This window comes from Escherichia sp. MOD1-EC6842, assembly GCF_002965705.1.
GTDB lineage: Bacteria > Pseudomonadota > Gammaproteobacteria > Enterobacterales > Enterobacteriaceae > Escherichia > Escherichia ruysiae.
This window is the reverse complement of the sequence record NZ_PTRF01000033.1, coordinates 1-18,439: the sequence shown is the minus strand read 5'-3', so window position 1 is coordinate 18,439 and position 18,439 is coordinate 1. Positions and strand designations below refer to the sequence as shown.

Annotated in this window: 12 protein-coding genes and 2 pseudogenes; 9 read left to right on the top strand and 5 right to left on the bottom strand. The window is 51.1% G+C overall.

What is annotated here, in order from left to right; genetic code table 11:
* The 4 genes and pseudogenes from A7Z29_RS24120 to A7Z29_RS22310 form a co-directional block, all read left to right on the top strand.
* Positions 1 to 77, top strand: a pseudogene (locus tag A7Z29_RS24120) (hypothetical protein); the annotation flags it as partial.
* An 81-nt stretch (positions 78 to 158) separates the two neighbouring features.
* Entirely contained in the window at positions 159 to 2,147 is a 1,989-nt protein-coding gene (gene hmsP, locus A7Z29_RS22330; protein WP_001266343.1) for a biofilm formation regulator HmsP, read from the top strand.
* A 182-nt stretch (positions 2,148 to 2,329) separates the two neighbouring features.
* The gene (dctA, locus tag A7Z29_RS22320; protein ID WP_000858214.1) at positions 2,330 to 3,616 is read left to right on the top strand and encodes a C4-dicarboxylate transporter DctC; all 1,287 of its coding nucleotides are present in this window, start codon (positions 2,330 to 2,332) and stop codon (positions 3,614 to 3,616) included.
* A gap of 219 nt (positions 3,617 to 3,835) precedes the next feature.
* Positions 3,836 to 5,332: a M16 family metallopeptidase gene (locus tag A7Z29_RS22310; RefSeq protein WP_001163165.1), complete on the top strand. Its 1,497-nt coding sequence runs from the start codon at positions 3,836 to 3,838 to the stop codon at positions 5,330 to 5,332.
* Positions 5,333 to 5,506: 174 nt separating this feature from the next.
* Here A7Z29_RS22310 and kdgK read toward each other — a convergent pair whose 3' ends face one another.
* Positions 5,507 to 6,436, bottom strand: coding sequence for a 2-dehydro-3-deoxygluconokinase (gene kdgK, locus A7Z29_RS22305; RefSeq protein ID WP_105290851.1), 930 nt, complete (start codon positions 6,434 to 6,436; stop codon positions 5,507 to 5,509).
* Between the two features lie 231 nt (positions 6,437 to 6,667).
* Here kdgK and pdeH point away from each other — a divergent pair, with 231 nt between their 5' ends.
* Positions 6,668 to 7,435 carry a cyclic-guanylate-specific phosphodiesterase gene (gene pdeH, locus A7Z29_RS22295; protein ID WP_000621120.1) on the top strand — a complete coding sequence of 256 codons (768 nt, stop codon included), beginning with the start codon at positions 6,668 to 6,670 and terminating at the stop codon, positions 7,433 to 7,435.
* Positions 7,436 to 7,504: 69 nt separating this feature from the next.
* On the top strand, positions 7,505 to 9,565 hold the full coding sequence (locus tag A7Z29_RS22290; protein ID WP_105290850.1) for an AsmA family protein: 2,061 nt from the start codon (positions 7,505 to 7,507) through the stop codon (positions 9,563 to 9,565).
* A 235-nt stretch (positions 9,566 to 9,800) separates the two neighbouring features.
* Here the strand turns inward: A7Z29_RS22290 and A7Z29_RS22285 are convergent, their stop codons facing one another.
* The 3 genes from A7Z29_RS22285 to A7Z29_RS22275 form a co-directional block, all read right to left on the bottom strand.
* Positions 9,801 to 11,123, bottom strand: a complete 1,323-nt coding sequence (locus A7Z29_RS22285) for an MFS transporter (RefSeq protein ID WP_105290849.1) — start codon at positions 11,121 to 11,123, stop codon at positions 9,801 to 9,803.
* A 373-nt stretch (positions 11,124 to 11,496) separates the two neighbouring features.
* Positions 11,497 to 12,510: an inner membrane protein YhjD gene (gene yhjD / locus A7Z29_RS22280; protein ID WP_000191243.1), complete on the bottom strand. Its 1,014-nt coding sequence runs from the start codon at positions 12,508 to 12,510 to the stop codon at positions 11,497 to 11,499.
* Positions 12,511 to 12,558: 48 nt separating this feature from the next.
* Complete coding sequence (locus tag A7Z29_RS22275) at positions 12,559 to 13,458, bottom strand: LysR family transcriptional regulator (RefSeq protein WP_105290848.1); 900 nt, start codon at positions 13,456 to 13,458, stop codon at positions 12,559 to 12,561.
* A 517-nt stretch (positions 13,459 to 13,975) separates the two neighbouring features.
* Here A7Z29_RS22275 and A7Z29_RS22270 point away from each other — a divergent pair.
* The gene (locus tag A7Z29_RS22270; protein WP_001165764.1) at positions 13,976 to 14,578 is read left to right on the top strand and encodes a helix-turn-helix transcriptional regulator; all 603 of its coding nucleotides are present in this window, start codon (positions 13,976 to 13,978) and stop codon (positions 14,576 to 14,578) included.
* Between the two features lie 51 nt (positions 14,579 to 14,629).
* Here the strand turns inward: A7Z29_RS22270 and A7Z29_RS22265 are convergent, their stop codons facing one another.
* The gene (locus A7Z29_RS22265) at positions 14,630 to 16,279 is read right to left on the bottom strand and encodes an alpha,alpha-trehalase (protein WP_000934236.1); all 1,650 of its coding nucleotides are present in this window, start codon (positions 16,277 to 16,279) and stop codon (positions 14,630 to 14,632) included.
* A gap of 404 nt (positions 16,280 to 16,683) precedes the next feature.
* Between A7Z29_RS22265 and ccp the strand changes: the two genes are divergently transcribed.
* Together ccp and A7Z29_RS22255 are read left to right on the top strand one after the other, a co-directional pair.
* The gene (gene ccp / locus A7Z29_RS22260) at positions 16,684 to 18,081 is read left to right on the top strand and encodes a cytochrome c peroxidase (protein ID WP_105290847.1); all 1,398 of its coding nucleotides are present in this window, start codon (positions 16,684 to 16,686) and stop codon (positions 18,079 to 18,081) included.
* A gap of 209 nt (positions 18,082 to 18,290) precedes the next feature.
* A pseudogene (locus A7Z29_RS22255) lies at positions 18,291 to 18,439 on the top strand (glutamate decarboxylase); the annotation flags it as partial.

Genomic DNA, 18,439 nt, shown 5'->3' with positions numbered 1-18,439 from the left:
TGCGGTATTCCGCCGCCGGATGGCAGGGCGACATGGATTTACCGCCGCAGCCGCTGATACCTTACGCCGACTGGTAAGTTTTCAGATAGCGCCTCTCTTAATGCCGCTGCGATCGGGTATACTCGGGCGGCAATCTGGGATTTCCGGGGGGAGACAATTTGCGCGTTAGTCGCTCGTTAACAATTAAGCAGATGGCAATGGTGGCGGCCGTTGTCATGGTGTTCGTTTTTATTTTTTGCACTGTTTTGCTGTTCCACCTGGTACAGCAGAATCGCTATAACACGGCTACGCAACTGGAAAGCATTGCTCGCTCTGTCCGCGAACCCTTATCTTCCGCCATTTTAAAAGGTGATATTCCCCAGGCGGAAGCTATTCTTGCCAGCATAAAACCAGCGGGCGTGGTCAGTCGCGCCGACGTGGTGCTGCCTAATCAGTTCCAGGCACTGCGTAAAAGTTTTATTCCAGAGCGCCCGGTGCCGGTGACGTTCACCCGACTGTTTGAGTTACCGGTACAAATCTCGCTGGGCGTCTACTCGCTGGAACGTCCTGCTACCCCGCAGCCGATTGCCTATCTGGTGTTACAGGCGGATTCCTTCCGCATGTACAAGTTCGTGATGAGCACTGTCTCTACGTTAGTGACCATTTACTTACTTTTGTCGCTGATCCTGACGGTGGCGATTAGCTGGTGCATTAATCGACTGATATTACATCCTTTACGCAATATCGCTCGCGAGCTAAACGCCATTCCACCGCAAGAGATTGTCGGTCATCAACTGGCCTTGCCGCGTCTGCACCAGGACGACGAAATCGGTATGCTGGTGCGTAGTTACAACCTCAATCAGCAATTGTTGCAGCGCCATTATGAAGAACAGTGCGAAAACGCGATGCGTTTCCCGGTGTCGGATTTGCCAAACAAAGCCTTGCTGATGGAGATGCTGGAACAGGTGGTCGCACGTAAACAAACCACCGCACTGATGATCATCACTTGTGAAACGCTACGTGATACTGCTGGCGTGCTGAAAGAGGCGCAGCGGGAAATCCTGCTACTGACGCTGGTGGAGAAAATCAAATCGGTGCTGTCGCCACGCATGATCCTCGCACAGGTCAGTGGCTATGACTTCGCTGTGATCGCTAATGGTGTACAGGAACCGTGGCACGCTATCACATTAGGTCAGCAAGTGCTCACTATCATGAGTGAACGCTTGCCGATTGAACGTATTCAGCTACGTCCGCACTGTAGCATCGGTGTGGCGATGTTCTATGGCGATCTCACTGCCGAACAACTTTATGGCCGTGCTATTTCGGCGGCATTTACCGCCCGTCATAAAGGGAAGAATCAGATTCAGTTCTATGATCCACAGCAGATGGAAGAAGCTCAACAACGGTTGACGGAAGAGAGCGATATCCTTAATGCACTGGAAAATCATAAGTTTGCTATTTGGCTACAGCCACAGGTGGAGATGACCAGCGGCAAACTCGTCAGCGCGGAAGCGTTGCTGCGCATCCAGCAAGCGGATGGCACCTGGGAACTGCCGGATGGCTTAATCGATCGTATTGAGTCCTGTGGGCTGATGGTTACCGTCGGTCATTGGGTGCTGGAGGAATCCTGTCGACTGCTTGCTGCCTGGCAAGAGCGCGGCATTATGTTGCCATTATCGGTGAATCTCTCGGCGCTACAGTTGATGCACCCAAATATGGTGCCGGATATGCTGGGGTTATTAACTCGTTATCGTATTCAGCCTGGAACGTTGATCCTGGAGGTCACGGAAAGCCGACGCATTGATGACCCTCACGCGGCGGTGGCGATCCTTCGTCCGCTGCGCAACGCCGGCGTACAGGTGGCGCTGGATGATTTCGGCATGGGTTACGCAGGGCTGCGTCAGTTGCAGCATATGAAATCGTTGCCAATAGACGTGCTGAAAATCGACAAAATGTTTGTTGAGGGCTTACCGGAAGATAGCAGCATGATTGCTGCAATTATCATGCTGGCACAAAGCCTGAATCTGCAAATGATTGCTGAAGGCGTAGAAACGGAAGCGCAACGCGACTGGCTGGCAAAAGCAGGTGTTGGTATTGCCCAGGGCTTCCTTTTTGCTCGTCCACTCCCTATTGAAATCTTCGAAGAGAGTTACCTGGAAGAAAAGTAGCTACCCCAAACTGATTACAAAACTTTAAAAAGTGCTGGTTTGTGCGAGCCAGTTCAAACTTTTTAACCTTTTTGTTTCAATTATGATCCAGGTACATTTCTGTGATGTTGTCTGGGTGTTATTTTAAGGCCGCAGGTACTCCATAACCTTACAAGACCTGTGGTTTTACTAAAGGACACCCTATGAAAACCTCTCTGTTTAAAAGCCTTTACTTTCAGGTTCTGACAGCGATAGCCATTGGTATTCTCCTTGGCCATTTCTACCCTGAGATAGGCGAGCAAATGAAACCGCTTGGCGACGGGTTCGTTAAGCTCATTAAGATGATCATCGCTCCTGTCATCTTTTGTACCGTCGTAACGGGCATTGCGGGCATGGAAAGCATGAAGGCGGTCGGCCGTACCGGCGCAGTCGCACTGCTTTACTTTGAAATTGTCAGTACCATCGCGCTGATTATTGGTCTTATCATCGTTAACGTCGTGCAGCCTGGTGCCGGAATGAACGTCGATCCGGCAACGCTTGATGCGAAAGCGGTAGCGGTTTACGCCGATCAGGCAAAAGACCAGGGCATTGTCGCCTTTATTATGGATGTCATCCCGGCGAGCGTCATTGGCGCATTTGCCAGCGGTAACATCCTGCAGGTGCTGCTGTTTGCCGTACTGTTTGGTTTTGCGCTCCACCGTCTGGGCAGCAAAGGCCAACTGATTTTTAACGTTATCGAAAGTTTCTCGCAGGTCATCTTCGGCATCATCAATATGATCATGCGTCTGGCACCCATCGGTGCGTTCGGGGCGATGGCGTTTACCATCGGTAAATACGGCGTCGGCACCCTGGTACAGCTTGGGCAGCTCATTATCTGCTTCTACATCACCTGTATCCTGTTTGTGGTGTTGGTACTGGGTTCAATCGCTAAAGCGACCGGTTTCAGTATTTTCAAATTTATCCGCTACATCCGTGAAGAACTGCTGATTGTGCTGGGAACATCCTCTTCCGAGTCGGCGCTGCCGCGTATGCTCGACAAGATGGAGAAACTCGGCTGCCGCAAATCGGTGGTGGGGTTGGTTATCCCGACAGGCTACTCGTTTAACCTTGATGGGACATCGATATACCTGACGATGGCGGCGGTATTTATTGCCCAGGCCACTAACAGTCAGATGGATATCGTCCACCAAATCACGCTGTTGATTGTGTTGCTGCTCTCTTCCAAAGGGGCGGCTGGGGTAACGGGCAGCGGCTTTATCGTGCTGGCGGCGACACTCTCTGCGGTGGGCCATTTGCCGGTGGCGGGTCTGGCGCTGATCCTCGGTATTGACCGCTTCATGTCAGAAGCCCGTGCGCTGACTAACCTGGTCGGTAACGGCGTTGCGACCATCGTGGTTGCTAAGTGGGTTAAAGAGCTGGACCACAAAAAACTGGATGATGTGCTGAATAATCGTGCGCCGGATGGCAAAACGCACGAATTATCCTCTTAATCTCACCACTTATGCCCGCACTCCCTTCCCCGAGTGCGGGTGTTTGAGCATAATTGCCCCCTGTGCCCGAACTTACCACCTGGGTGAGTTCGGGTTTATTTCACTTCCTCCGTGACATTTTTATGTTCTTGCGGTCTAACACGAAGTGTTTTTAACGTCATTTAGGCTGACCGATAGCGGGCAGTCTTTTATTACCAGGATAGTTGATCAGGGGTTCACATGCAGGGCACAAAAATTCGACTTTTAGCGGGCGGTTTGCTGGTGATGGCCACTGCTGGCTATGTGCAGGCAGATGCGCTCCAGCCTGATCCAGCATGGCAACAGGGGACGCTCGCCAACGGTTTACAGTGGCAAGTGCTGACCACGCCCCAGCGTCCCAGCGATCGTGTTGAAATTCGCCTGCTGGTTAATACCGGTTCGCTCGCCGAAAGTACACAACAGAGCGGTTACAGTCATGCCATTCCTCGTATTGCGCTGACGCAAAGCGGTGGTCTGGAAGCGGCACAGGCACGTTCATTGTGGCAGCAGGGGATCGACCCTAAGCGCCCGATGCCGCCGGTGATCGTCTCTTACGACACCACGCTGTTTAATCTGAGTTTGCCAAATAATCGTAACGATCTGCTGAAAGAGGCGCTCTCTTATCTGGCGAATGCGACCGGCAAGCTGACCATCACACCAGAAACGGTTAACCATGCGCTGCAAAGCCAGGATATGGTGGCAACCTGGCCTGCCGACACTAAAGAAGGCTGGTGGCGCTATCGTCTGAAAGGATCAACTTTGTTAGGTCACGATCCTGCCGATCCGCTGAAAAAGCCCGTTGAAGCGGAAAAGATTAAAGATTTCTACCAGAAATGGTACACCCCAGATGCAATGACGCTGCTGGTGGTGGGGAACGTTGATGCGCGCTCGGTTGTCGACCAAATCAACAAAACGTTTGGCGAACTGAAAGGCAAACGTGAAACACCGGCTCCGGTGCCGACGCTTTCTCCGCTGCGTGCGGAAGCGGTGAGCATTATGACCGACGCGGTGCGCCAGGATCGGTTATCTATCATGTGGGACACGCCGTGGCAGCCGATTCGTGAGTCAGCCGCACTGCTGCGCTACTGGCGCGCGGACCTGGCTCGTGAGGCGCTGTTCTGGCATGTTCAGCAAGCATTAAGCGCCAATAACAGCAAAGACATCGGCCTTGGATTTGATTGCCGAGTGCTGTATCTGCGTGCGCAATGTGCCATCAACATCGAGTCACCAAACGACAAGCTGAACAGCAACCTTAATCTGGTGGCGCGTGAACTGGCGAAGGTTCGCGATAAAGGTCTGCCGGAAGAAGAGTTCAATGCGTTAGTGGCGCAAAAGAAACTGGAGCTGCAGAAACTGTTTGCCGCCTATGCACGAGCTGATACCGATATTCTGATGGGGCAGCGGATGCGTTCACTGCAAAATCAGGTTGTCGATATCGCACCGGAGCAATATCAGAAACTGCGTCAGGATTTCCTTAACAGCCTGACGGTAGAGATGTTAAATCAGGATCTGCGTCAGCAGTTGTCGAACGACATGGCGTTAATTCTGCTGCAGCCGAAAGGCGAGCCGGAATTTAACATGAAATCGTTGCAGGCTGCCTGGGATCAAATCATGGCGCCATCGACTACGGCTGCGGCGACGTCTGTCGCCACGGATGATGTGCATCCTGAAGTGACGGATATTCCACCCGCGCAGTAATAAATAATCCGGCAGCGTTTCTTCTGCGCTGCCGGGATTAACGGTAATGAATATACCCGCAGATATTTTTCCAGGCACGGCGGTAGCGTGCAGATAATTACTGGCTGCTGTGGTTTATGTAAAAGGAAGTAACCAACGGAGAACGAATATCTACCCGTTCTCCGCCAAAAACCATTACGCTGGCATCGCCTCACGCGGGATAATCGCGCCGCGATACTGGATAACTGTACTTGCAGTCAAATGTCCACGTTTCGCTGCTTCTTCTGCACTGCCCCCGGTCAGGCGTACCGCCAGATAACCGGCGCTGAAAGAGTCACCCGCAGCGGTGGTGTCGATCACTTTTTCTTTCGGCAGTTTCACCGCAGGAACATCCACTAACCCTTCGCCAGTAATGGACACCAGGCAAGAATCCGCCCCGCGTTTTACCACCACTTCTTTCACGCCTGCGTTATGGGTACGCGCAATGACGTCTTCCACCGGCTGTTGACCCCACAGCGCGTCTTCATCGTCCAGCGTCAGGAAGGCGATATCTGTGCATTCCAGCATTTGCTGGTACACCTGCTGCGTCTCTTCTTTGCTCGCCCACAGGCGCGGACGGTAGTTGTTGTCGAAAATGACCTTCCCGCCGTTGGCACGGCATTCGCGCAGCAGAGAAAGCAGCTTCTCGCGGCTGGTCGGGCTTAAGATCGCCAGGCTAATCCCGCTAAGGTAAAGGTAATCGAAATTCGCCAGCTCTTCACAAATTGCTGCTGACTGCTCGCTCTCCAGCCAGAATTTAGCTGCGGCTTCGTTACGCCAGTAGTAGAAAGTGCGTTCGCCAGTGCTATCGGTTTCAATGTAGTAAAGACCCGGCAGGCGGTTTTCCATCCGTTGGGTCAGGGAAGTATCGACGTTCTCGCCGTGCCAGGCGTCCAGCATCTGCTGACTAAAACTGTCTGTCCCCAGCGCCGTTACGTAGTGAACGGTTAATGCCGCAGGATCGACCTGACGAGCGATGTAGACGGAAGTATTCAGGGTATCGCCGCCGAAACCGCGCTTAACGTCTGCGCCTTTCTCGGAAAGCTCAATCATGCATTCGCCAATCACGGCAATCTTTTTGGACATAGTCGTGAACCTGATCTGTAAAAAATTAGCGTTAGTTTGCGCTGTGGTGGTTTGCTGGTCAACTATATTAAAACGCTGTTCCATTATTTTTTTGAGCCAGAACGTATTCCTGGAAGATTCCGTCGTTGTGTGGGCAAATTAACTTCTCTCTGGCGGTAAAGTTCTGCCGTGGCGCGCCGATAATATTTGTCGAGTCCGGGCAGCATCACTTTTAAACACAGGACATCTTCGATGATAAGGCAGGTTATCCAGCGAATAAGCAACCCTGAAACAAGCATCGAGAGCTTGCAGGAACGGCGTTTTTGGTTGCAGTGTGAGCGCGTTTATACCTGGCAGCCGATTTACCAGACTTCCGGACGATTGATGGCCGTGGAGCTTTTAACCATTGTCACGCATCCTGATAATCCCTCGCAACGGCTGCCGCCAGATCGTTATTTTGCCGAAATCACCGTCAGGCATCGTATGGATGTGGTGAAAGAACAGATTGATTTACTGGCGAAAAAAGCTGCGTTCTTCGTTGAGCACGGCCTGCTGGCATCGGTTAATATTGATGGACCTACGCTTCTTGCCCTACGTCAGCAGCCGGAAATTTTGCGTCAGATTGACCGTCTTCCCTGGCTGCGTTTCGAACTGGTGGAACACATCCGTCTACCGAAAGATTCAACGTTTGCCTCGATGTGCGAATTTGGCCCACTGTGGCTGGATGATTTTGGCACTGGGATGGCAAATTTCTCTGCGCTAAGTGAAGTGCGTTACGACTACATCAAAATCGCTCGCGAACTGTTTGTGATGTTGCGCCAGTCGCCCGAAGGTCGCACGCTCTTTTCCCAGCTTTTGCATTTGATGAACCGCTACTGCCGTGGGGTGATCGTCGAAGGTATCGAGACTGAGGAAGAGTGGGGCGATGTGCAAAATTCTCCCGCATTCGCCGCACAAGGCTGGTTTCTTTCACGTCCGGCACCAATCGAAACGCTGGACTCGGTGGCGTTGGCTCTGTAAGCCGCCTCATTTTCTGCCTGGCTGGACTATCTTTAGGACTGGCACAGGAAGAATGTGAGGAAGCGAACTATGAGCAAAGCAGGCAAAATAACCGCTGCGATTTCAGGGGCTTTCTTGTTGTTGATCGTCGTGGCGATCATTTTGATTGCAACGTTTGACTGGAACCGTCTCAAACCGACCATCAACCAGAAAGTCTCTGCGGAACTGAATCGCCCCTTCGCCATCCGTGGCGATCTGGGCGTGGTGTGGGAACGGCAAAAGCAGGAAACCGGCTGGCGTAGCTGGGTGCCGTGGCCTCATGTACACGCACAAGACATCATTCTCGGCAACCCGCCGGATATTCCCGAAGTGACGATGGTACATTTACCGCGCGTAGAAGCGACGCTGGCTCCGCTGGCGCTGCTGACTAAAACGGTCTGGCTGCCCTGGATCAAGCTGGAAAAGCCCGACGCGCGCCTGATTCGCCTCTCGGAAAAGAACAATAACTGGACGTTTAATCTCGCCAACGATGACAACAAAGACGCGAATGCAAAGCCGTCGGCGTGGTCGTTCCGTCTGGATAATATTCTGTTCGATCAAGGGCGGATCGCTATTGATGACAAAGTAAGCAAAGCAGATCTGGAAATTTTTGTCGATCCGTTAGGTAAGCCGTTGCCGTTCAGCGAAGTTACTGGATCGAAAGGTAAATCAGATAAAGAGAAGGTAGGCGATTACGTTTTTGGCCTGAAAGCGCAGGGGCGCTATAACGGCGAACCGCTCACGGGTACAGGAAAAATAGGCGGTATGCTGGCGCTGCGTGGCGAAGGAACACCTTTTCCGGTGCAGGCTGATTTTCGCTCCGGTAATACCCGTGTTGCTTTTGATGGCGTCGTGAATGACCCAATGAAAATGGGCGGCGTCGATTTACGGCTTAAATTTTCCGGCGATTCGCTGGGTGATCTCTATGAACTGACGGGCGTTCTGCTGCCCGATACCCCGCCGTTTGAAACGGATGGTCGGCTGGTAGCGAAAATCGACACTGAAAAATCGTCGGTCTTTGATTATCGCGGCTTTAACGGGCGCATTGGCGATAGCGATATCCACGGTTCTCTGGTCTACACCACCGGTAAGCCGCGACCAAAACTGGAAGGTGACGTTGAGTCACGGCAGTTGCGGCTGGCTGATTTGGGGCCATTGATTGGCGTTGATTCCGGGGAAGGGGTAGAAAAGTCGAAACGCTCTGAACAGAAGAAGGGCGAGAAAAACGTTCAGCCTGTGGGCAAAGTGCTGCCTTATGACCGCTTCGAAACCGATAAATGGGATGCGATGGATGCTGATGTTCGTTTCAAAGGGCGGCGCATAGAACATGGCAGCAGTTTGCCGATTAGCTCTCTTTCTACCCATATCATCCTCAAAAACGCTGACCTGCGTCTGCAACCGCTGAAATTTGGCATGGCGGGCGGCAGCATTGCGGCGAATATTCATCTGGAAGGGGATAAAAAACCGATGCAGGGGCGGGCGGATATACAGGCTCGTCGACTGAAACTGAAGGAGCTGATGCCGGATGTAGAACTGATGCAGAAAACGCTGGGAGAAATGAATGGCGATGCTGAACTGCGTGGTAGCGGTAACTCGGTGGCGGCGCTGCTGGGGAACAGTAACGGCAATCTGAAATTGTTGATGAATGACGGGCTGGTGAGCCGTAACCTGATGGAGATTGTTGGGCTGAACGTCGGAAACTACATTGTCGGTGCGATTTTCGGTGATGATGAGGTGCGGGTGAACTGCGCGGCGGCGAATCTGGATATTGCTAACGGTGTGGCACGCCCGCAGATTTTTGCTTTCGATACTGAGAATGCGTTGATCAATGTTACCGGCACGGCAAGTTTTGCTTCGGAGCAACTGGATTTGACTATTGATCCGGAGAGCAAAGGGATTCGTATTATCACGCTGCGTTCGCCGCTGTATGTGCGTGGGACGTTTAAGAGTCCGCAGGCTGGTGTGAAGGCCGGGCCGTTGATTGCCCGTGGCGCTGTTGCGGCGGCACTGGCAACGTTGGTGACGCCTGCGGCGGCGTTACTGGCGCTGATCTCACCTTCCGAAGGGGAGGCTAATCAGTGTCGGACGATTTTGTCGCAGATGAAGAAGTGATGGGGTTGGATTAGATTTGCTGGTGAATTCGGGAGCAGCGTGTTCCCCTCACCCTAACCCTCTCCCCAAAGGGGCGAGGGGACTGTTTTGTGCGTGTTGAAATAACGAGTACCGCTTTTCCGTTCACTTTCTGGGGGGGAGGTCTGTTATGTTCGCGATGTAACATCTCGCTCCGCTTTTCTCCCTCTCCCTTTCAGGGAGAGGGCTGGGGTGAGGGTGGCAGCCCGCACGATACTTACAGCGACTGATGCCGCGTCTCATGCGTCAGCAGCAAGGCAATTAACGTCAAGCCAGCCATCGCCGCCAGATATAACCCCACTGCACCTAACCCGTAGTTAGTCTGCAACCAGGCTGCGATATACGGCGCAACGGAAGCCCCAAGAATCGACGATACGTTGTAAGAGAACGATGCTCCGGTGTAACGCACTTCCGTCGGGAACAGTTCTGGCAACAGCGCGCCCATCGGCCCGAAAGTCAGCCCCATCAGACTTAACCCCAGCAGCAGGAAGGCAAAAACCAGAATCGGGTTGCCAGAACCGAGCAACGGGTTAAAGGCGAACAGCGCGAACAGGATGATAAGCGTCGTGATGATTACCATGCTTTTACGGCGACCAAAGGCATCAGCCAGTAATCCGGCGACTGGCACCATCACGCCAAAACCAATCACTGCCATCATCAGCATCCACAATACTTCGTTACGCGGCAGGCCAAGCCCAACTGGCGCGGCGGCGGTACTAAAGGTCATCGAGTAGACGGTCATGATGTAAAACAGCGTATAGGTTGCCAGCATAATGAACGTACCCAGTACGGTTACGCGAACATGTTTGGTCAGCAGCGTACCCAGCGGGATTTTCACCTGCTTTTTCGCTTTAGCGACTTTCTCAAACACCGGCGATTCATGCAGTGAAACGCGGACATACAGGCCGATAATCACCAGCACCGCCGAGAAGATAAACGGTACGCGCCAGCCCCAGCTCATAAACTGCTCGTCGGTCAGTAGCCAGGAAAGCAGCAAGAAAGTGCCGTTGGCAAAGAAGAAGCCAATCGGTGCGCCCAGTTGCGGGAAGGAGCCGTACAATGCACGTTTGCGCGGCGGGGCGTTTTCAGTTGCCAGCAGCGCCGCGCCGCCCCATTCACCGCCTAAACCCAGCCCCTGACCAAATCGAGCCAGCGCCAGCAGCAGCGGGGCGAAAATACCAATCGTGGCATAGCCCGGCAACAGACCAATCACCACTGTCGAAATCCCCATCGTTAGCAACGAGGCGACCAGCGTCGCTTTACGTCCAATGCGATCGCCAAAATGACCAAATACGGCAGAGCCGATGGGGCGCGCGACGAAGGCAATGGCGAAGGTGGCGAGCGACTGGAGCGTTGCTGCCGTAGGATCGCCCTGCGGGAAGAAGATATGCGGAAACACAATAACGGCCGCAGTGGCGTAAATATAAAAGTCGAAGAACTCAATGGCCGTGCCAATGAGAGAGGCGACAAGGACTTTATTACGCGAGTTTACCGGCGTGAATTCCTGGTTATTTTCGAGTGTTGTGGCTGTTGCTTGCATAATCTTTTCTTATTTTTTGGCTAACGAATAGCCATATTACGCACAGCAAAAGTGATATTTCAATGTGTAACAAATCGCGGAAATGGTCAAAAACCAGGCAAAAAGGGAATGATGTTTAGGCTGGTGATTTTTCTTCTATGAAATGCTTCACACAATTTCATAAATAGTCAATAAAACTGGTTTTAGGTTAAATAAAAGTTACCAAGTGGATTTATATGCTGGGGTTATGAGTTGGAATGAAATTGTTTGCTCCTGAAGAGATGTCGTTTCAGGTGGTTATGTGCGCATTATAGCCGGATGCGATGCTGGCACATTTTATCCGGCCTACGGGGAGCCAGGCCGAATAAGGCGTTTACGCCGCATCCGGCATATTTTAAGGCTGCGTTTTCCCCGGCATTCGCGGGTCATCTTTGTACTCGGCGGTGGCAATCCACGCCGCACAAAACAGCGTCAGACGAGCAAAGAAGTAGAAAAACGCCATCAGCCCCAGCACGGAACCAAATGCTGCGCCAGACGGGGATTTCATCAACGACGGCAGGGTGTAGGTCATCACGATTTTAATCACTTCAAAACCAATCGCTGCGAGGAATGTCCCGCGAATCAGCGCCTTTCTACGCGGACGGTGGCGTGGCAGGCGCCAGAAGATCCAAAAGAAAAGCAGATAGTTGGCAAAGATAGAAATCGCCAGACCAATCAACCGCCACGTCGGTTTCAGCCACTCAATGCTATTAAGGTGCAGCGCGCTAATAATCATTTGTTGCGCAGAACCGGCAACCGAGGTGATCGAAAGCGTCACAATCAGCGCAATCAACAAACCAATCAGCGAAATAAAGTCACGCAGATATTTTACCCAGAACTTCTCCTGATCTTGCGGCGAACGTTCCCAGACATCGCGCGATTGGGCGCGAATTGCTTCACGTAAATTCCCCATCCAGTTGATGCCGGAGTATAGCGCCACGGCTAACCCGACAAGTCCTACGGTAGTACGCTGCTGAACGGCAGTGTTGATGGTGTTTTTCAACGTGGCGGCAAGCGTCGGATCGCTGATGTTTTGCAGAATCTTATCGAAGATATCCTGTAACAGCATCGGATGGGAGGCCAGCACAAAACCCCCTGCGGCAAACGACACCATCAAAATCGGGATCATCGACAAAAACGAGAAATAGGTGATAGCCGCACCAAACTGGTTACCCAGCCGATCGTTAAAGCGTTCTGTCGCGCGAATAAGGTGTGCGATGATCGGTTGGCGTTGGATTTTTTCGGCGGTGGTGGTGACGGTTTCCAGCGCCTGGCTAACTTTGCCGCCTTTATCGCTATTATCCAGATGCTTAATTGGCTCGTGCTCCAGATCTTGGGTGGGACGTTTAATCTCGTTTTCCTGCGTCATCCGCTCTTTAGTCCTTCTGTCGTTGTCTTTCTTAAAAAGTATAGTCGGTCAGTCCAGGTACTCTTTCATCACACCAGCCAGCCACTGCATAAACAGGTTTACACGGCGGGAAAGCTCCCGACGCTGTGGGTAAACCAGAGAAATGGAACGTGGTTCGGCGCGGTAGTTGGGTAACACTTCGATAAGCTGTCTGGCGCGTAGGGCTTCGCGTACGGTGACGCGGGGGATCTGAATAATCCCCAGTCCCGCCAGACCGGCGGCAAGATAGTTTTCTCTACTGTTTACCGTCAACATGCCGCCGGACTTAAACCACTGGACGCCATTAACACTGGCAACCTCAAAACCCAACGGATGCGCGCCCAGATGTGGCGTGTAATGCACTACCGCGTGCGAAGTCAGGTCGTCGGGACTTTGCGGATAACCAAAGCGCGTCAGATAGTGCGGACTGGCGCAGTTGACCATCGTCAGTTTGCCGAGGGGACGGGTGATGAGTCCATCGTCGGGCAACGTTCCCGTGCGTACTACGCAATCAAAGCCATCATGAAGAATATCTACCGGACGGTCATTGCTGCTTAATTCCAGTTCAATTCCCGGATATTGATGGAGAAATTCGGGCAGACGCGGCAGTAGCAGGGTTTTTGCCATCCCGGATGGGATATCGATGCGCAATTTACCGCTGATGCTGGGGGCGCCCTGCTGAAATAAACCGTCCAGTTCGTTGAGATTACTCAACACATCTTTTGCCCGTTGGTAATAGGTCATGCCATCAGGTGTGAGTTTGACCCGTCGCGTGGTGCGCTGGAGAAGCTGGGTGCCAAGTTGATGTTCCAGTGCCTGTATCTGGCGCGAAACGCTTCCTTTTGGCAATGCAAAGAAATCCGCCGCGCGGGAAAAACTCTCCAGCTCCGCAACCTTGATGAACAACTGCATTGCGTGAATTTTATCCATTTCTTTTACCGATTGTTGTTCACAGCGAAACAGTAACGCGTATATCGCATTATTTATTGTTTTTCTAACATCTAATGCATGATTTCACAACGATGCAACGTTGAAAGTGAGGCGATTTTAGAGAATCAAAGGCGGATTCGCGTCTCGGCATAGAGAAATAACCAACACAAAGCCAAAATTTTGATTCGTTTTATAAAATGCGGACATACAACATTGTGTATTTGTGCGTAATCCAGTCACTTTCTTAAACTATGGATGCTATTAAAGCGTGCGCTGAATTGGCCTGGTTAATCGGAACGTGGCGCGAAAATATAAGGAATTCCTTAAGATTTTTTTAAATAGTGCCCTCGACATGTAATTTCAGGCGTTTAGCTGTAACTATTTATATCGGTAACTATTTTCTGTCTTTCATCTCTGTAGAATGGCCTCCGCCAAATGGCGAATTCTTATTTTGTCTCTCGGGTAATACCCTTCCACTACTTAAGTCTTTTTAACGTATTCAGGTGGAGATTCAGTAATGCAAATAATCATGTTTGACAGGCAGTCAATATTTATTCATGGAATGAAAATCAGTTTACAGCAACGTATTCCAGGCGTAGGTATTCAGGGCGTCGGTCAGGCAGACGAGTTATGGCAAAAGCTGGAAAGCTACCCTGAAGCCTTAGTTATGCTCGATGGCGATCAGGATGGGGAGTTTTGCTACTGGTTGTTGCAAAAAACCGTGGTGCAATTTCCTGAGGTTAAGGTGTTAATCACGGCTTCGGATTGCAACAAACGATGGTTGCAGGAGGTTATTCATTTCAATGTGATGGCGATTGTACCGCGTGATTCTTCGATCGATACGTTTGTGTTGGCGGTCAATAGTGCGGCGATGGGAATGATGTTTCTGCCCGGTGACTGGCGAACCACGCCGGAAAAGGATACGAAAGATCTCAAATCGTTAAGCGCCCGCCAGCGGGAAATTTTAACCATGCTGGCGGCGGGCGAATCGAATAAAGAGATTGGTCGGGCATTAAATATCAGCACCGGAACGGTAAAAGCGCACCTGGAATCGCTCTATCGCCGTCTGGAAGTGAAAAACCGTACCCAGGCGGCGATGATGCTAAATATCTCCTCCTGAAGAGGATAATTTTACAGCCAGTAGGACGTTAGTGGCTGGCTGTAAAAAATATTATGGTTCGCCGTATAAACCAATTAAACGGCGTACCACACCGTTGGTCCAGCCAAAGCCATCCTGCAATGGATATTCGCCCCCGCCGCCCTCGCGGGGGATACCATCGGCAATATGGTATTTCTCGATCAGTTTGTGCTGTTCCAGATAGAACTGATTCACCGTCTTCAGCCAGCTACGCGCAATCTCATCACCCAGATGGTCATCACCGTACATTTTAAATCCCTGAATCGCCATCCATTGTAACGGTGCCCAGCCGTTGGGTTTATCCCACTGTTCACCGGTTTCATACTCGCTTGCCAGAATCCCGCCCGGCGTCAGTAATCGGCTTCGCACGGCATTTGCCAGACGGTCGGCCTGTTCATGGTTCGCCATGCCCACATATAACGGCACAATGGCAGCAGCGGAAAAGAGTGCCTGCTGTTCGCGCCGCCAGTCGTAATCGCGGTAGATACCATTTTCATCATCCCAGAGATAATGGTTTACCGCATCGCGGCGGGCATTGGCTTTCTGGCGGAACAGCGTTTCCGTCTCCTTATCGCCTTTCAGCGACGAGATGTTGGCGATGGCGCTCTCCAGTTTAAACAGGAAAGCATTAAGATCGATGGGGATGAACTGAGTGGTACGAATGCTCGCCAGGCGACCCGCGTCTCGCAGCCAACGGGAAGAGTAATCCCAGCCAGAAGCTGCGCCCGCGCGTAAATCGCGGTACACCTCGTTGGGCGGGCGACCAGAATGTTTTGCGGTTTCTACGTCTTCAAGCCAGGATTCGTCACGCGGCGTGTCGCGATCGTCCCAGTAACGGTTGAGCAGCGATCCGTCGGGCATTCGCACAACATGGCGATAGGCCTGATTAGGGATCAGCGATTCTGCGCCGTCCATCCAGAAGGCATATTCCATTTTAAGATGCTCAAGGTAACGGCGCGCGCCGCGTACACCATCTTCTTCAAACAGCTCCACCATCAGCGCGAACACCGGTGGCTGCGAGCGGCTCAAATAATAGGTGCGGTTGCCGTTGGGGATGTGCCCATAGTTTTCGATCATCCAGGCGAAGTTATCGGCCATGCATTTCAGCAAATCTTCACGCCCGCTTTCCGCCAGCCCCAGCATGGTGAAATAGGAATCCCAGTAGTAGGTTTCGCTAAAACGACCCCCTGGAACAATGTACGACTGCGGCAGCGCCAGCAGAGAAGACCACGGGATGTGATCCTGTGGCTCGCGGGTTAATACCGGCCATAGCTGGTCGATATGCTCTTTCAGTGAGTTTTGCGGGTTCGATACATATTCACTGGAGTAAATCTCCGGTAACCAGAAGTGATTTTCAACGAATCGGCGCAAATCGAAATCACGATGACGGCGCACTTTACGATAGCGGATTAAGATATCCAGCGGGTCCATTTTGGGAGCGCAGTCAGGAAACGTTTTACTGTCGGGGAAAATTTTTGCTGACTGGACATGTTCGAAAAGTTCGAGATAGCGGTCAGCAGGTGTTAGTGCGTCAGAGGCTGGCAGCCCCTCAATCATTTCGGGTTCTGGCTCTGCCTCGATCATCTCATCCAGTTTTAATTCATACGGGTCCAGTTCATAACAGAGATCGACCTCGATCGTCAGTTCGTCTGGATTAGGGTTTTGAATTTTCTGATTGAGCATAAGGATCCGACCTCCGAAATTCGTCGCTAATTATCGGCTTTCCTTTAAGCGTAGTCATTCGCTCCGGTCGATGGGCGACGAAGCGTGCGGTGGATCACGTTTATTAATGGGACAAAAAATATAACGCGCTAATATCAATGGAATTTATAAAAATACGGATTTCGTGTTGTTTTTCATTTTCAGAACATTCAATCATGGTCTCCCCCGTAATCATGATATGCCATTCCTGATCTGGGTAATAGGCACAGGCTATCTTATTGATAGTTTATATTCATGTAATTGATTGATTCCTATCAAAAAGCGTATCTCCCTGTTTTTTATGATGGCTTTGTCTCGCAGAGACGTTTGCAGCATTCTGGAAAATTTTCTGGGTCACAATAACTCACTACCGTGAGGGAAGAATAATGAAAATGGTCTCACGTATTACCGCGATCGGCCTGGCTGGCGTCGCGATTTGCTATTTAGGGTTATCTGGTTATGTGTGGTACCACGATAATAAACGCAGTAAACAGGCTAATGTTCAGGCATCAGCTGTCAGTGAAAATAATAAGGTTTTAGGCTTTCTCCGCGAAAAGGGATGCGACTATTGCCATACGCCTTCGGCAGAATTACCCGCCTATTATTATATTCCTGGCGCGAAACAGTTGATGGATTACGACATTAAGCTCGGATATAAATCTTTTAATCTTGAGGCCGTGCGTGCGGCTCTGTTGGCTGATAAACCCGTTTCGCAAAGCGATCTGAACAAGATTGAATGGGTGATGCAGTATGAAACTATGCCGCCAACGCGTTATACCGCACTGCACTGGGCGGGTAAGGTGAGTGATGAAGAGCGGGCGGAAATACTCGCCTGGATTGCAAAACAGCGCGCGGAATATTACGCCAGCAATGACACCGCGCCGGAGCATCGCAATGAACCGGTGCAGCCCATCCCGCAAAAACTGCCTACCGATGCGCAAAAAGTGGCGTTGGGTTTTGCGCTGTATCACGATCCCCGTTTATCGGCTGATAGCACCATTTCATGCGCTCATTGCCATGCGTTGAATGCGGGGGGCGTCGATGGCAGAAAAACATCGATTGGTGTTGGTGGCGCAGTTGGGCCGATTAATGCGCCGACGGTATTTAACTCAGTATTTAACGTTGAGCAGTTCTGGGATGGTCGTGCGGCAACATTGCAGGATCAGGCGGGTGGGCCGCCGCTGAATCCGATTGAAATGGCGTCCAAATCCTGGGACGAAATCATTGCGAAGTTGGAAAAAGATCCTGTGCTGAAAGCGCAGTTCCTCAAAGTTTATCCGCAAGGTTTCAGTGGTGAAAATATTACTGACGCAATTGCTGAATTTGAGAAAACATTAATTACGCCGGATTCACCGTTTGATAAATGGTTGCGTGGTGATGAAAATGCGCTGACGGCGCAGCAGAAAAAAGGTTATCAATTATTTAAAGATAATAAATGTGCAACGTGTCATGGCGGTATTATTCTCGGTGGACGTTCCTTCGAACCGCTGGGTCTGAAAAAAGACTTTAATTTTGGTGAAATTACGGCGGCAGATATTGGCCGTATGAATGTAACTAAAGAAGAACGCGATAAACTGCGTCAGAAAGTACCCGGTTTGCGTAACGTTGCGCTAACGGCACCGTACTTCCATCGCGGTGATGTGCCGACGCTGGACGGGGCGGTGAAACTGATGCTGCGCTACCAGGTCGGTAAAGAGCTGCCGCAGGAGGATGTGGATGATATCGTGGCTTTCTTGCACAGCCTGAACGGAGTTTACACACCGTATATGCAGGATAAACAATAATTAATTCGATCGCCCGACAGGAATGTTTGGGCGATTTTTATTACGATAATAAAGTCTGTTTTTAATATTATCATGTTAAATGTTTATATTATAAAAAGCCTTTTTTCTGTTTAGGATTTTGTTATTTAAATTACACCCGTAACGCCTTGCGTCCATTCCAGATAAATCCTACTTTTTTATTGCCTTCAAATAAATTTAAGGAGTTCGAAATGGACCAGAAGCTGTTAACGGATTTCCGCTCAGAACTACTCGACTCGCGTTTTGGCGCAAAGGCAATTTCAACTATCGCGGAATCTAAACGTTTTCCGCTGCACGAAATGCGCGATGACATCGCATTCCAGATTATCAATGATGAATT